The organism is Marinobacter sp. B-12 (genome assembly GCF_056857915.1).
Genome location: NZ_JBSXOB010000043.1, coordinates 24,754 through 40,441, shown reverse-complemented (window position 1 = coordinate 40,441; position 15,688 = coordinate 24,754). Strand labels below are relative to the sequence as shown.

Below are 15,688 nucleotides of genomic sequence, written 5' to 3'. Positions count from 1 at the left end.
AACCTGTTTCAACCGCCTTTACTCGGGACGTGCCCGGGTGCTGGCCAGCAGGCTGCGAAGGTTCGCCGCCTTGGGCTTGACCAGCCAGAAGCGGCCAATGTAATCATCGAAATTGTCAAGAATATGCTCTGCCCACTCGCTCGCGGTTTCAGAAATGTGCTCGCGGACCACACCGCGCAGGTGATTACGGTAGGACTCCATTTCCTCGCTGGATATCCGCTGAATCTCCACCAGCTCATGGTTGTACTTATCCACGAAGGTGTTGTTCAAATCCAGCACGTAGGCAAAACCACCCGTCATGCCGGCACCGAAGTTGTGACCGGTGCTGCCAAGAACCGTGATCAGGCCGCCCGTCATGTATTCACAACAGTGATCGCCCACACCTTCTACCACCGCATGGGCGCCGGAGTTACGAACACCGAAACGCTCACCGGCGGTGCCAGCGGCAAACAATTTGCCACCGGTTGCACCGTAAAGACAGGTATTACCTACAATCGAGGTGTCCTGGGTTTTGAAGTCGCTTCCGGCAGGCGGCCGAATCACCAGCTTGCCACCGGTCATGCCTTTGCCGACATAGTCGTTGGCGTCCCCTTCCAGAAGCAGATTAAGTCCGCCCACGTTCCAGACACCGAAGCTCTGGCCGGCGGTGCCAGCCAGATCCAGAGTGATGGGTGCCGAAACCATGCCCTGATTGCCGTGCAACTGGGCAATCTCACCCGACAGGCGAGCGCCAATCGACCGATCACAGTTTGTGACTCGGTAAGACCAGTTACCACCGGCCTTTTCAGCTATTGCCTCCGCAGTGTCTTTCACCATCTGCTCGGCAAGTTTGCCTTCGTCAAACGGATGATTACGCTCCACCTGACAGGTATTGGGCTTGTCCGCCGGAATGTGGTCGTTTGACAACAGACGCGTCAGATCCAGCTTCTTCTGGCGTGGGGTGTCGCCGGGCAGACGCTCCAACAGATCTACACGTCCCACCAGTTCCTCCAGGTTGCGAACGCCCAGTCTGGCCATCCACTCCCGGGTCTCGGTCGCCACGAACCGGAAGAAGTTCATGGCCATTTCAACCGTGCCCTTGAAGTGTTCCTCCCGCAGGTGCTCGTTCTGGGTCGCGACGCCGGTGGCGCAGTTGTTCAAGTGACAGATACGCAGGTACTTACAACCCAGGGCCACCATTGGAGTAGTGCCGAAACCGAAGCTTTCAGCGCCGAGGATGGCACCCTTGACCACGTCCAGACCGGTCTTGATACCGCCATCGGTCTGCAAGCGGATCTTGCCCCGCAGGTCGTTGGCACGCAGCGCTTGCTGAGTTTCACTCAGGCCCAGCTCCCAGGGCGAACCGGCGTAACGGATGGAGGTCAAAGGGCTGGCCGCCGTACCACCGTCGTAGCCGGAAACCGTAATCAGGTCCGCATAGGCTTTCGCCACTCCGGCTGCGATGGTGCCTACACCAGGCTCGGATACGAGTTTTACGGAAACCAGCGCACTCGGATTAACCTGCTTGAGATCAAAGATCAACTGCGCCAGATCCTCGATCGAATAGATATCGTGGTGCGGTGGTGGCGAAATCAGCGTCACACCGGGCACTGAATAACGCAGGCGGGCGATCAGGTCATTGACCTTGCCACCAGGCAACTGACCGCCTTCTCCCGGCTTGGCACCCTGTGCCACCTTGATCTGCATGACATCGGCGCTGCGAAGGTACTCTGCGGTGACGCCGAAGCGGCCAGAAGCCACCTGCTTGATCTTGGAACGTTTCTCCGTGCCATAACGGGCCGGATCTTCCCCACCCTCTCCGGAATTTGATCGCCCCCCCAGAGTGTTCATGGCCACTGCCAGGGCTTCGTGAGCCTCCGGGGAAAGCGCACCAAGAGACATGGCTGCAGAGTCGAAGCGCGGGAATATATTTTCCACCGGCTCAACTTCCGACAAATCAATGGCTTTAATGTCCTTGCGGAATCCCAGCAGATCCCTCAGCGTGGAAACAGGGCGTTCGTTTACCAGCCCCGCGTACTCCATATACTGGCCGTAATCACCACTGGTTACGGCTTCCTGCAGCTTACCAACGACATCCGGATTGAAAGCGTGGTACTCCTGGCCGTGGACGTACTTCAACAGACCGCCCTGGGTGATGGGTTTGCGATGTTTCCAGGCCACGGCCGCCAGCTGTTCCTGATCCTGTTGGAAATCAAAGAAACCGGCGCCCTGGATACGGCTGGGAACACCTTTGAAACACAGATCCACCACGTCGTCCGCCAGGCCAATCGCCTCAAACAGCTGTGCCCCCCGGTAGGAGGTAATGGTGGAGATTCCCATTTTGGACAGGATCTTCAGTAAGCCCTTGTTGATGCCCTTGCGATAGTTATTCTTCGCATCGATGGGGTCCATCATCAATTCGCCGGTGCGGATCAGGTCGTTAAGCACCTGGTACGCCAGGTACGGATAGACCGCCGTAGCACCAAAGCCAAACAGCACAGCAAACTGGTGCGGATCGCGGGCCCAGCCGGTCTCAACCAGGATATTGGAATCACAACGGAGGCCTTTCTTGACCAGGTGATGGTGAACGGCACCGGTTGCCATCATGGCATTGACCGGCAGCTCACCCTCTTTCAGGTCCTTGTCGGTCAGGATCAGTATGACCTTGCCACTACGGACTGCCTGCTCAGCTTCGTCACACACGGTACGCACGGCCTGCTCAAGCCCCAACTCCGGACTGTAGCTCATGTTGATACGAGCAACTTCGAATCCGGGCCGATCATTGTTGGCAATCTTCAGGTATTTGGCCGGCGAGAGCACCGGTGTTGTCAGTATGATTCGGTTGGCGTGCTCCGGCGTTTCTTCAAACACGTTACGTTCCGCGCCAATGCACGTCTCCAGGGACATCACAATGGATTCCCGGAGTGGATCAATGGCCGGGTTGGTCACCTGGGCAAATTTCTGACGGAAGTAGTCCGCCACATGCCGGACGCGGCTCGACAGCACAGCCATGGGAGTATCGTCGCCCATGGAGCCTACGGCTTCCTGGCCGTTTTCCGCCAGCGGGCGCAGTACCTGATCGCGCTCCTCATAAGACACCATGAACATCTTCTGGTGAATATGGAGTTCGTCTGACTGCATCAGCTTGAAGTCAGGCGTGTCCTGATTCAGCGTGGTCTCCACCCGTAGGGAATTCTCCCGCAGCCAGCGCTTGTAGGGCTGCGCCGACTTCAGGCGATTATCCACGTCTTTCGTGTGCAGGACTTCGCCGGACTCGGTATCAATAGCAAGCATTTGCCCCGGACCCACACGCCCCTTGGCCACCACGTCTTCGGGCTTATAGTCATAGGTGCCGATCTCGGACGCCAGAGTAATGAAATCGTCTTTGGTGATAACCCAGCGAGCCGGGCGAAGTCCGTTCCGATCCAGCATACAGACGGCATAGCGACCGTCGGAGAGAACCAGGCCAGCTGGCCCATCCCACGGCTCCATATGCATGGAGTTGTACTCATAGAATGCCCGCAACTCGGAATCCATGGTATCCACATTCTGCCAGGCAGGCGGAATCATCATTCTCACGGCACGGAACAGGTCGACACCACCGGCCAGCAGCACTTCCAGCATGTTATCCATGCTGGAGGAATCAGAGCCCGTCAGGTTAACCAGCGGCTGCAGCGTCTGTAGGTCCGGCAGTTCCGGTGCGCTGAACTTGGCGGCACGGGCAATCGCCCAGTTACGGTTGCCGTCAACGGTATTGATCTCGCCATTGTGGGCGAGATAGCGGAACGGCTGCGCCAGTGGCCAACGCGGCATGGTGTTGGTGGAAAAGCGCTGGTGGAAGACACAGATAGCGGTCTGCAGGTCCGGATCACCCAGGTCCTTGTAGAAGTTCGCCAGGTCTGCCGGCATCATCAGGCCCTTGTAGGCCAGAGTGCGGTGGGACAGGCTGCAGATATAGAATTCGGAGTCATCGGCCATGTCCCGCTCAGCGTGACGGCGACCCACAAACAGCGCAATGGCGAATTCCTGCTCGGTTTTACCGGCGGGAACCACAAACATTTGCTCTATCCATGGCAAACAGTCGAGCGCCATCGGCCCCAGGCAGCTGTCGTCCGTAGGCACTTTGCGCCAACCCATGATTTCCAATCCCTGCTCTGCCAGGCGCTTTTCCACTGCAGCACGGCCAGCAGCGGCCTTGTTCTCGTCCGGGTTAAGAAATACCTGACCCACAGCGAACAGCTCTTCAGGCTCTTTACCAAATTCTGCTTTGGCGGCCTTGCGCAAAAAGGCATCCGGGCTCTGGATCAGGAGGCCACAACCATCGCCGGTCTTTCCGTCTGCAGCGATACCACCTCGGTGGGTCATGCAGGTCAGTGACTCGATGGCAGTTTGCAACAACTTGTGGCTGGCCTCACCCTTCATATGGGCGATCAGACCGAAGCCGCAGTTGTCCCTGAATTCATCGGGATGATACAAACCTGTCATCATAAGCGTTCTCTCGCGTAGAAATGCTTTTCAATCAAAGGGTTATTGGCAATCAGACAATAAACTCACCCTTCGACACTGAAAATGGGGGCTGGCTATTTTACACGCGTAGAAATACGTACTCAAACCAAAGCGTTTTTATTTTAGGGGGCGAGCACGCTCAATACGAGTACTGCGTCAGACAGCACGCACCATGAAACAGAGACTCAGGTTATTGTTTTTATGGAATTAAGTAGAAAAAACAGGCAGGCACCGACAATCAAAAATCGCGTGATTGCCGAATCCAGGGAGACTGGTCCCGCAAGGCCTGAGGAAGACGTTCAACTGCTTTTCGAGCTTCATCGCGCGAGGGAAACTCGCCGTAGAAGCCGACAAACCAGTCCTGGTCCTGTCTCTGGGTATAGGTATAGAGTATACCGGAAATGGACTCGTACCGATCCATCAGATTCAGCACCGTTTGTTCCTGATTCCCGGCTATCAACTGGACAGTCCAGCCCTCACGTGCCTTTACGCTCTCAAGCTCCATAAACACAGCCGGACGGGAGGGTTCAAAATCGGGCTCTGGCTCTGGCTCTGGCTCTGGCTCTGGCTCTGGCTCTGGCTCTGGCTCTGGCTCTGGCTCTGGCTCTGGCTCTGGCTCTGGCTCTGGCTCTGGCTCTGGAACAGGCTTATCAGGCTCGTCCGTCAGGGGCAACTCTGGCTCAGCGGCCGGCTCTGACAATCCTGCGCCGGTATCAACCGGGTCAATATCCGGATTGCCAGGACCAATGGTGACACTCTTGCGTATGACTTCAGGCTCAGGTTCTGCCTGCTCTCGTGCCACAGAATCATCATATTGCTGCGATACAAGCCACCAGGAACCGGCAAGCATAACCAAAGCCAGCGCAGGCCAACGCAGATTAATCGGCACCGAAAACGTCCGTTTGGCGCCATTTTCAGTCGATACCATATCCAGCCATACGGCTGGTGTCACTCGCTTGAGACGGGAAAAACTCCCCTGACTCAAACTGTGCAACTGTGACAACTTCCCTGGCGACAGCAAGTCCTTGGCACTGCCACCAGCGCGGTGCACCCGGGGCTCCAGGTACGCAGCGACTTCCTCTTTTGTCAGTGGGCGAAGATGAATCTGATGCACTCCGGCACCGTCTCCTGACAACCCAAGCATTTCGATCAATCGCCCGCTGCCACTGAACACGGGAACCGCCGTCGCAGAGCGATCTGCAGCCTCAAAGGCCGAAAACAACAGCCTCAGCAACTCGGCAGGTGCACGATCCGCATCATCAATCAACAGAACCATTCGCTGGCCCTTCCGAGCTTTGATTTCAGACCATCGAAAAAAGCCGTAGATGGCGTCGCGCGCACCTTCGCCGGGGTTCAACCCTTTATGTGCAATACCGAGTAGCGCCCGTGACAGCGCCTGCGTACTCGTCAGTGCGGCGGCCGACACTCGATGAAAATCGAGACGGGAGGACTCGCTCCTCACCAGTTCCGCGAGCAACCGGCTTTTGCCCGCCCCGACATCACCAGTGAGAAGCAAAGCGAGGTCACCAAAGCCACAGAGGTGGCGAAGCGTTTCCAGGGCATGGTGGCGGGAGGCATCCGGAAAGAAGGGTGTTTCCATATCCAATGGATCGGCCCTCAACCCATAACGCTCCTGGAGTCGCGGAAACAGGCCGCCACCGTCATGACTGTTGAGCCCTTCGTCATTCACCGTCATTCCCTGTCTTTTCCCTGATCAGACCTTGTCAGACTTCATCGCAAAATACTCGAAGCGTGGCATCCAGTTCTCGTCTATCCACCGCATCCGTCACCACCGCATCCCCGAGTCTGCGCAGGAGAACCAGGCGTAGCGAACCATCCACATTCTTCTTATCGACCGCCATCAAGCGTAAAAAGTCATCGGGCGACATGCCCACCGGCGCACGCCCCGGAAGCCTGGCTCGCTCGATAATGCGCACCACCCTGGCACGGTCCTCTTCCGTTATCATGTCCTGGCGCAGGGAAAGATCCGCTGCCATCATCATGCCGGTGCCGACAGCTTCACCGTGCAGCCAGTTGCCATACCCAGCAAACGTCTCGATGGCATGACCGAACGTGTGCCCCAGGTTGAGTATCGCTCGCAACCCGCCTTCCCTTTCATCCTTCGCAACAACGTCCGCCTTACAGGCGCATGAACGATAGATGGCCTCCACCAGAGCCGACGTTTCCAGATCAATGAGCGACGTAATTTCTTGCTCTAGCCAGGCCAGAAAATCGGTGTCTCGAATCAGGCCGTATTTGATGACTTCAGCAAGGCCAGCCGACACCTCCCGTGGAGAAAGGCTTCTCAGGCTGTCGGTATCGATCAGTACGACTTCCGGTTGATGGAAGGCACCAATCATATTCTTGCCCAACGGGTGATTGATGCCGGTTTTTCCTCCGACTGAGGAGTCCACCTGCGACAACAATGTCGTCGGAATCTGAATAAAAGGGACACCACGCTGGTAGGAAGCGGCGGCAAACCCGGTCATATCGCCGACCACGCCACCCCCCAACGCAACAAGCGTGGTTTTGCGGGAATGACGCTTCTCCAGCAAACCGTCGAAGATACGGTTCAGTGTCTGCCAATCCTTGTATTTTTCGCCGTCAGGAAGCACAACCGTATCCACTTGCTTGCCGGGGAAACAGGCGCGAGCTGACTCGAGATACAATGGAGCAACCGTTTCGTTGGTCACGATCATGACCTGAGAGCCAGAGACACAGGGGCTCAGATCGTAGCTACCTAGCAGTCCCTGACCGATAACGATTGGGTAACTTCGATCGCCCAGCTCAACCGTCAACTCCCGCAGTGAGTCACGCATGATTTCTGCCTTCCTTACGTATTTGCCTTTTGTGGCGCGGCGTCCTCGGATTAATTCGATTTACCAATTGCCGAACGACCAGTCTCGGACTCTTGCGATCAGTAAACATGACGATATCGGCCAGTCGCGAATAGATCGGATCCCGCACAGCAAACAGGTTTTTAAGGACCGCCTCGGGATCATCGTTCTGCAACAGGGGGCGATTTCGATCCCGCCTTGTTCTTTCAACCTGCTGCTCGATCGAGGTTTTCAGGTATACCACGACAGAATCACGCTTCAGGTGCGCGTAATTCTCTTCCTTCATCACCGCGCCACCGCCGGTCGCCAACACTGTCTGTGAGTAGTCGGCCAACTCAGCCAACATCGCTGTTTCACGCTGCCGAAAACCGTCTTCCCCTTCCACATCGAATACCCAGGGAATATTGGCACCACAACGCTCTTCAATAATCCGGTCGGAATCGAGAAAACGATAGCCCAGCTCCTTGGCCAGCATGCGACCAATTGTGCTTTTTCCCGCACCCATTGGGCCAACCAGGACAACTCGTTTTGGCAAGGACATAACTTCCGCTCATCTACATTCCGGCGCGTGAGAATATCACAGGGTAACGTTTTCCATAAGCTTCAGGAAATGAACAGACAAAAAAACCGCCGTGCGAACACGGCGGTTTTTTGTCGGACGCAACCAGACTATTGAATCAGGTCGCTCTTGATGATCTTTGGTGTGATGAAAATCAACAGCTCGCTACGTTCATCGACATGCTCAGTGCGCTTGAAGAGGCGGCCCAAGTAGGGAATATCACCCAGGAACGGCGTCTTGGTAGTTGTGGTAGCTACTTCTGATTGGAAAATACCCCCCAGGACCACAGTTTCGCCGTTTCCAACCAACACCTGCGTCGTTACCTCGTTGGTGTTGATCGCCGGAATACCGGCGGTTACATCGCCACGAGAGTCCTGATTAACCACCAGATCCATAATAACCTTGTCATCCGGGGTAATCTGAGGCGTTACCTCGAGGGCCAATACAGCTTCCTTGAAGGATACAGAAGTCGCACCACTGGAAGCGGCCTTCTGGTATGGAATCTCTTCACCGGATTTGATCCTGGCGGTCTGTCGATCGGCCGTCACAACACGGGGCTGGGATACAACTTCTGCCTGCCCGTCACTCTCCAATGCAGAGAGCTCCAAGTCCACAAGAAAGTCATCGCTCCCCCAACCAATCGCGAAGGACGACGCTCCCTGACCTGAAACACCAAGATCAACTGCCAGCGCGCCTGGGAAAGTAATAGTACTGTTGGTGCCATTGGCCGCATCACGAGCCTCGCCAACAGCTCCCTGAGAGCCACCGACAGAGATAACACTGCCATCGCCCCTGACGTCATAGGCAGCACCACCCCAGCGAACCCCCAGGTTTTCGGCAACATTGGTCTGCGCCCTTACAATTCGCGCCTCAATGGAAACCTGACGAACCGGAACATCCCAGGTCGAAACCAGACGGCGAATCTCATCAAGCTTTTCCGAGGTTTCACGAACACTGATGGTGTTGGTGCGAGCATCCGAAGACACAAATCCCCGAGAGGAGATCAATTCCTCATCCGCCTCGATCAGCGCAACAACATCCCCGGCCTTGGCGTAGTTCACCTGAATGATATCCAGGCGAACCGGCGCAAGTTCAGCGATCTGCTTGGAGGTTTCCAGCTCAAGCTTTTCACGGGCGGCAATTTCATCAGCCGGCGCAACCAGCAGTACATTGCCGATCTGGCGCTTGTCCAGCCCCTTGGTCTTCAGGATCAGGTCCAGAGCCTGGTCCCAGGGCACATTCTGCAGACGCAGCGTAATACTGCCACTGACCGTATCGCTGGCAACAAGGTTCAAGCCGGTAAAGTCTGCAATCAACTGCAATACAGAACGAACCTCGATGTCCTGGAAGTTAAGAGAGAGCTTATCGCCAGTGTACGGGAACTTCTCCTCACGACGAGACTCGGCTTCCTCTTCCGTCAGCCTTTCCACGCTGACAGTAAACTGGGAACCAGACTGATAGGCAATATAGTCGTAATTACCTTCCGGACGAATTTCCACAACCGCATTGCCGTCTTCCGTAAAGGTATCAATACGGGTCACAGGCGTTGCAAAGTCAGTTACATCGAGGCGCCGGCGAAGATTGTCAGGCACACTGGTGCCATCCATCGTCAGGCGAATCTTACCTCCTAGTTCGGACAAGTCCACGGAAGTACTGGCGCTGCCCAGATCCACAATCACACGACCTTCACCGCCCTGTCCGCGCCTGAAATCAACCCCGGCGAGCCCGCTACCAGAGGACGAGGCGGATGAACTTGTTTGTCCACCTGAAGTTGCGGTGGACATGGAAGAAGCACCCGAGCCGGAAGCAGCAACACCGCTGCCCTGACTGCCGATCGTCACGACCAGATGGTTCTGGGCACGCACCGTCTCATAGGGGGCCAACTCTGCCAGATTGAAGATCAGGCGAGTGCGATCCTTGGTTTCGACAACCGTCATGCTCTGGGCGTTACCTCCCCCGAGCGAAATATTGCGACTGTCGAGGCCGCTGGTCGTGTCCCGGAGGTCCACTGCGATCCTGGCAGGTCGCTCGATCGTGTACCCGGTAGGTTCCGGTGGCTGGCCGTCAAACGACAGCGTCACCTCGACCCGATCCCCGGACAGCGATGAAAACGACACGTCTTCCAGCGTGACCGCATTGGCCAGGCCGGATAACAACCCAAAAGCAATCACGCCGACGTATACATTGAGTTTTCTGAACATCGCTAGCCTCGACCCCAAACTTTTTTGTTCATGCATGTTTCTTTCAATATTCATAATGCCGCTCCTTAGCCCTCATTCTCATCCAGCGACAGCGAGCGTGGACGCTCGACCCATCCGCCCCGGCCATTGGGAACGATTTCAATTAGCTCTATCCGGGTTTCATTGACACCAACAATCCGGCCATAATTCTGCCCCATGTAGTTCCCAGTGCGCACCCTGTGGATGCCACCCGTGTTGTGCTTTATCAGAGCAAACAGATTTCCGGATGCGTCACTCAAAGTACCCACCATGGAGAGCCCCTTCAGATCAAAGTTCTCAAGAACCTCTCTCGGCCGATCAAGATCTGGCTCGATATCGCTTTCGGGTTCCTGATCAACCATGGTGAGCTGCACATCAATAGGCGGCTCGAAAGGCGCTCTACGATCCGCTGCCGAATAACTGAAAGCCTCGTAAGCCTTGAACTCCGGTAAGGGTTCAACATGCCCCCGAGGTTTGGCCCGGGTATCTGCCATAAACTTATCGAGATCGGAAAAGCCACTTCCCTGAGAACACGCCGTCAGAAAAGATACCAGACAAATACCCATCCAGGCTTTTGCCGCATGCTGTCGCGCCATGCTCATTCTCCAGCCCGGTAGCGGTAGGTACGTGCAAGAACCTGCATATTTAGCTGCTCTCCATCACCGCCTGTTGGTGTTATCGTTAGGTCATGCAACGTCACAATCCGTGGCAGGCTCGCCACACTGCTGACAAACGTCGCCAATTCGTGATACGAACCCGATACCCGGATGTTGATCGGAAGCTCCGCGTAGAAATCACGCCGCTGCTCACCCTGCAACTTGACCTCCTGGAGCGAAAGGCCACTACCCAACGCCGTATTGGTAATATCCTCCAGCAGACCAGGCACTTCGGTTTCACTCGGGAGTTGACGCACAAGCGCGCCGAAGGTTTCTTCCATTTCCTCCATTTGCGCCTTGAATACTTCAAGGTTAGCCACCTGGTAAGCTTTGTCTTCGTAGCGCTTCCGAAGCTCCTGCTCGGTCTTTTCGACCCGGTCAAGCTGGACATACTGATCTTTGATAAAGAACCAGTAACCACCACCCAGTATCAGGCCAAAAATGATGAGCGCTACGATTGCCTTGATCGGGGCGGGCCAAATACCGGCATTGTTGACGTCCAGGTCATTGATATCAAATTCATTGAGGTTCTTGAGTGAGTCCGCGAGGCTCATTACTTGTCCTCCCCTTCGGGCTCTGGTGTTTGTTGCTGCACCGACAGGTTGAACTGGCTATAACCAGCACGACGGTTATCGGCGGCAGACACGTTTGACAGGTTAGGATTAGTGAACCAGTCGGACTCTTCAAAACGCCTCATAAGGGCGGAAATTCGGCTATTGGACTCCGACATACCAACGACATCCACTGTGTCTCCGGTCTTTTTGAGGTTCGTATAAAAAAGTCCATCTGGCAGCGTGCGAACCAGTTCGTCAAAAACCCGCACAATAACCGGGCGCTTGCCCTGGAGATCCTGAATGACCTGCATGCGCGACAGTAGCTCGTCCCGCTTGCGCTTCAAATCCTCGATCTCTTTAATCTGCTTATCCAGCTGCTTGGTTGCGGTTTCGATGTAGGCATTTCTGGATTCCTGGTAGGCGATACGGTTGTCCATATCGGTTTTCCAGAGAAAAGTCAGGCCGACAGCTATAAAAGCCGCCCCCAGTATCATCACCACAAACTGCTTCTGCTTCTCCGCCCGGAGTTCTTCGCGCCAGGGTCTGAGGTTAATCTTTGCCATCAGTCAAAGCTCCTCATTGCCAGCCCGCAGGCAATCATGAGTGAAGGTGCATCATTGCTCAGCGAAGACGCATTCACTCTTGACCCCACCGCCATGTCCGCGAAAGGATTTGCGACCAGCGTTGGTGTGCCTGTTTTTTCCTCGACCATTTCTGTCAGCCCCTGAATAGATGCCGTGCCACCTGCCAGGACCACGTAGTCAACCGCATTGTACTGGCTTGCGCCGAAGAAGAACTGCAGCGCCCTAGCAACCTGCTGAACGACCGCTTCGCGGAAAGGCGTCAGAACTTCGGAATCGTAGTCGTCTGGAAGACCACCCTGCTTCTTGGCCAGACCGGCTTCTTCAAGGGATAAACCATAACGACGCTGAATTTCTTCGGTGAGTTGTTTCCCCCCGAAAATCTGCTCGCGGGTGTAAACCGTCTTGCCTTCCGCCAACACGCTCAGCGTGGTCATGGTGGCGCCGATATCGACGATCGCCACAACGAGTTCTTCACCCTGGGAATCAAGCTGGGACTCAATGAGTGCGTATGCGCGCTCAAGTGCATAGGCCTCTACGTCCACGATCTTGGTGGTCAAAGACCCAATTTCTAGAGCATCTTCCCGAATATCGACGTTTTCTTTCCGGCACGCCGCAAGAAGTACATCGACCTGGTCCGGGTTGGTCTCAGACGGCCCCTGAACCTCGAAGTCGATCGCCACTTCATCCAGCGGATAGGGGATATACTGATCGGCCTCAAGCGTTATCTGGTCTTCCATCTCAAACTCGTTGAGACCACTGTCCATCTGGATCAGCTTGGTAATAACGGCGGAACCGGAGACGGCTACAGCCACCTGCTTGACGCTCGTACGTGATTTAGATGCGACACGTTTGAGCACTTCGCCCACCGCTTCGACATCCGTGATATTTTTCTCTACCACAGCATTGGCCGGTAGCGGCTCCACTGCGTAGCTCTCGACCTTGTAGCGGTCACCCTGCTTCGATAGTTCCAGTAGCTTGACCGAGCTGGAGCTGATATCCACGCCCAGCACCGAACTGGATTTTTTTCCTAACAATCCGAACACGCGCTCACCCTATACCTGGTTACATGCACCGGGTTATGAAAACTCCCGACGGAGTTCTTTCATATGTGTTTTTTATTTAAGAGAATTTCTTTAGTTTTCCGTCTACAATGCTCGTTCTTCTTTAATTGAGAAGCATTGCACCCGGGAAGCGGCTAGCCCTTCCTAAAGCAATTTCTCAAATGATAGACCTATATCCAACAGTTGTCAGAAAAAAATGTCTCATTTGTTGCGTACATCTCGCCTGTTTGCATGGCTATTTCTCACTGGACTCAGTCTCGCCACAATCGTGGCGTCAGGATTTTACCTTTATCTCCGCCCAGGTTTGCCTCCTGTGGAGCAACTCCTGGACATCAAGTTGCAGACCCCCTTGAGGGTCTACAGCGCAGACGACAAATTAATAGCAGAATTCGGTGAAAAGAGAAGGGCACCGGTCACAATAGAACAGATCCCTACAATTCAGTTACATGCCTTTATGGCAGCCGAAGACGCCCGTTTTTACGAACACTTTGGGGTCGACTTTAAAGGCCTGATGCGGGCTGCCATCGAACTGATCTCCACCGGCGAGATCCAGTCCGGGGGCAGCACCATCACAATGCAGGTTGCAAAAAATTACTTTTTGTCACGCGATAGGACGTTTATTCGCAAGTTCAACGAGATACTTCTGGCTCTTCAGATAGAGCGTGAACTGGACAAAAACCGCATCATGGAGCTCTACCTCAACAAGATCTACCTGGGCAATCGCGCCTATGGTATCGCTGCAGCCGCCCAGGTGTATTACGACAAACCCGTGACCGAGCTTTCTCTGGCAGAAATGGCCATGCTTGCCGGGCTGCCCAAGGCTCCCTCCGCCTACAACCCCCTGGCAAACCCCGAGCGAGCACAGATTCGTCGTAACTGGATACTGGGGCGCATGCGCGACCTCCAATACATCACCAGTGACGCTTATGAGCTGGCTGCCAGCGCCCCCCTGACCGCAAGCTTTAACGCCCCGTCCACTGAGGTTGATGCCGACCACGTTGCGGAAATGGCCCGAGCCGAACTGGTCAGGCGATTCGGCGATGCCGCCTACACCGACGGCTATGAAGTCAAACTGACCGTTGAAAGCGAGAAGCAACAAGAAGCGACGAGAGCCCTAAGAGCAGGATTGGAAGCATACGACCGGCGCCACGGTTTCCGCGGCCCCATTGGGCAGGTGGATGAAGAACAACTGGTCCCCGACAACCTCCCCAATCTGATGGCAAACTACCCCCGCGTAGCCGAGCTCGTGCCCGCAGTTGTAACCCGGGTGAGAGACGAAGACAGCGAGGTCGATCTTTACGCCCGCCAGCTTGGCGAGTCCGTAATGGCATTCTCCACAATGACCTGGGCCAAACGATACAAAACCGAAAATTTAACCGGACCCGAGCCGGGAAAGCCATCCGACGTAGTCGCTGCGGGCGATATCATTTACGTAAAACCCATGGTGGTGATGACACCCGAGCAGCCAAGTGAATCCGACATCCAGGAACAAAGCGATGATCAGCAAACCCTGGATATTGCCGAAGTCCGGCGCGTTGCGCTTTCGCAGGTACCTGCAGTACAGGGCGCACTGATCTCCCTTGACGCACAAACCGGCGCCATTGAAGCACTCGCTGGCGGATACAGTTTCAGTCAAAACAAATACAATCGCGCCACCCAGGCGAGGAGGCAGCCGGGCTCAACCTTCAAGCCGTTCCTGTATCTGAGCGCGCTGGAAAGCGGAATGACACCCGCAACCATCTACAACGACGCACCAATTGTGTTTGACGACTCCGAATTGGAGACCACATGGCGCCCACAGAATTCATCAGGACAGTTTTACGGCCCCACTCGCCTGCGAGAAGCCCTGTATCGATCCCGCAACCTGGTGTCAGTACGCTTGCTTCGGGACCTGGGCATCCAGAACACCATAGACTACCTTGAGCAGCTTCAGATCCCCACGGAGGACATGCAAAAAGATCTGTCACTCTCATTGGGCAGCGGGCTTCTGACACCGATGGACCTGGCCCGGGGGTTCGCGGTGATCGCCAACGGCGGCTATGACGTCGAGCCCTACCTCATCAGCCAGATCTCGGATATCAACAACGAAACAATCTTCGAAGCACCGGACGTCAAACTCTGCGATGAAAACTGCACAGAGAAACAGGAGAACAACTCCGACGACGAGAAAGAAGTTCGCATTGCGAGACGCCTGGCTGATGAACGCTCCGTATACATCCTGCACTCCATGATGCGGGATGTAATCAAGCGGGGCACAGGCCGACGGGCTCAGGCCTTGGGGCGGGATGACATCAGCGGCAAAACCGGCACCACCAATGAACAGAGAGACACTTGGTTCGGCGGCTTCAACCATGACGTAGCCACCACTGTTTGGGTTGGCTTTGATCAACCACAACCCCTTGGCCGTCGAGAGTTCGGCGCCAGTACTGCCCTGCCCGCCTGGATTGATTACATGAAAGTGGCACTAAAGGGCGAGCCGCCATCATTGATGGCAAGACCCAATGGCATCGTTAACATCCGCATCGACCCGGAAACAGGCAGGCGAGCAAGGCCAGGGCAAGAAGGTGCCATGTTCGAAATATTCCGTGAAGAGGATGCCCCGCCGCCGCTAGACCCTCAGGATGAGTCATCGGCCGGCGGCAACAATGGCAGTAGCGATGACCTGTCGAGACAGATATTCTGACACCAGCAAGCGGGGCGAAAAAAATTCTCGCGGCCACAAAAAAACCGGCG

At 55.4% G+C, this 15,688-nt stretch carries 10 protein-coding genes; 1 reads left to right on the top strand and 9 read right to left on the bottom strand.

Features of this window, described 5'->3' with window-relative positions; all coding sequences use genetic code 11:
* Window positions 1–18: 18 nt before the first annotated feature.
* From gltB to AC13D2_RS06565, 9 genes are all read right to left on the bottom strand, one after another.
* Window positions 19–4,467, bottom strand: coding sequence for a glutamate synthase large subunit (gene gltB / locus AC13D2_RS06605; protein ID WP_286811247.1), 4,449 nt, complete (start codon window positions 4,465–4,467; stop codon window positions 19–21).
* Between the two features lie 256 nt (window positions 4,468–4,723).
* Window positions 4,724–6,181: an AAA family ATPase gene (locus AC13D2_RS06600; RefSeq protein WP_482938365.1), complete on the bottom strand. Its 1,458-nt coding sequence runs from the start codon at window positions 6,179–6,181 to the stop codon at window positions 4,724–4,726.
* A 28-nt stretch (window positions 6,182–6,209) separates the two neighbouring features.
* Entirely contained in the window at window positions 6,210–7,304 is a 1,095-nt protein-coding gene (gene aroB / locus AC13D2_RS06595) for a 3-dehydroquinate synthase (protein WP_286811243.1), read from the bottom strand.
* Window positions 7,297–7,863: a shikimate kinase AroK gene (aroK, locus tag AC13D2_RS06590; protein WP_199448565.1), complete on the bottom strand. Its 567-nt coding sequence runs from the start codon at window positions 7,861–7,863 to the stop codon at window positions 7,297–7,299. Before aroK ends, aroB begins: the two co-directional genes overlap by 8 nt.
* Before the next feature lie 128 nt (window positions 7,864–7,991).
* Window positions 7,992–10,082 (bottom strand): type IV pilus secretin PilQ, encoded by a 2,091-nt coding sequence (locus AC13D2_RS06585; RefSeq protein WP_288354271.1) that lies wholly within the window; start codon window positions 10,080–10,082, stop codon window positions 7,992–7,994.
* Between the two features lie 65 nt (window positions 10,083–10,147).
* The gene (locus tag AC13D2_RS06580) at window positions 10,148–10,696 is read right to left on the bottom strand and encodes a pilus assembly protein PilP (protein WP_199448563.1); all 549 of its coding nucleotides are present in this window, start codon (window positions 10,694–10,696) and stop codon (window positions 10,148–10,150) included.
* A gap of 2 nt (window positions 10,697–10,698) precedes the next feature.
* On the bottom strand, window positions 10,699–11,310 hold the full coding sequence (locus AC13D2_RS06575) for a type IV pilus inner membrane component PilO (protein ID WP_199448562.1): 612 nt from the start codon (window positions 11,308–11,310) through the stop codon (window positions 10,699–10,701).
* Window positions 11,310–11,873 carry a PilN domain-containing protein gene (locus AC13D2_RS06570; RefSeq protein WP_199448561.1) on the bottom strand — a complete coding sequence of 188 codons (564 nt, stop codon included), beginning with the start codon at window positions 11,871–11,873 and terminating at the stop codon, window positions 11,310–11,312. The genes AC13D2_RS06575 and AC13D2_RS06570 overlap by 1 nt, the downstream gene beginning before the upstream one ends.
* Window positions 11,873–12,937 (bottom strand): pilus assembly protein PilM, encoded by a 1,065-nt coding sequence (locus tag AC13D2_RS06565; protein ID WP_286811241.1) that lies wholly within the window; start codon window positions 12,935–12,937, stop codon window positions 11,873–11,875. Before AC13D2_RS06565 ends, AC13D2_RS06570 begins: the two co-directional genes overlap by 1 nt.
* Before the next feature lie 214 nt (window positions 12,938–13,151).
* Here AC13D2_RS06565 and AC13D2_RS06560 point away from each other — a divergent pair, with 214 nt between their 5' ends.
* Window positions 13,152–15,638 (top strand): penicillin-binding protein 1A, encoded by a 2,487-nt coding sequence (locus AC13D2_RS06560; protein ID WP_286847911.1) that lies wholly within the window; start codon window positions 13,152–13,154, stop codon window positions 15,636–15,638.
* The last annotated feature ends 50 nt before the right edge of the window (window positions 15,639–15,688 follow it).

Bases quoted from the DNA above. Each gene is read 5' to 3' on its own strand.
- AC13D2_RS06580 (WP_199448563.1), bottom strand. From the start codon at position 10,696: ATGGCGCGACAGCATGCGGCAAAAGCCTGGATGGGTATTTGTCTGGTA.
- AC13D2_RS06560 (WP_286847911.1), top strand. From the start codon at position 13,152: ATGTCTCATTTGTTGCGTACATCTCGCCTGTTTGCATGGCTATTTCTC.
- aroK (WP_199448565.1), bottom strand. From the start codon at position 7,863: ATGTCCTTGCCAAAACGAGTTGTCCTGGTTGGCCCAATGGGTGCGGGA.
- AC13D2_RS06585 (WP_288354271.1), bottom strand. From the start codon at position 10,082: ATGTTCAGAAAACTCAATGTATACGTCGGCGTGATTGCTTTTGGGTTG.
- gltB (WP_286811247.1), bottom strand. From the start codon at position 4,467: ATGATGACAGGTTTGTATCATCCCGATGAATTCAGGGACAACTGCGGC.
- aroB (WP_286811243.1), bottom strand. From the start codon at position 7,304: ATGCGTGACTCACTGCGGGAGTTGACGGTTGAGCTGGGCGATCGAAGT.
- AC13D2_RS06575 (WP_199448562.1), bottom strand. From the start codon at position 11,310: ATGAGCCTCGCGGACTCACTCAAGAACCTCAATGAATTTGATATCAAT.
- AC13D2_RS06570 (WP_199448561.1), bottom strand. From the start codon at position 11,873: ATGGCAAAGATTAACCTCAGACCCTGGCGCGAAGAACTCCGGGCGGAG.
- AC13D2_RS06600 (WP_482938365.1), bottom strand. From the start codon at position 6,181: ATGACGGTGAATGACGAAGGGCTCAACAGTCATGACGGTGGCGGCCTG.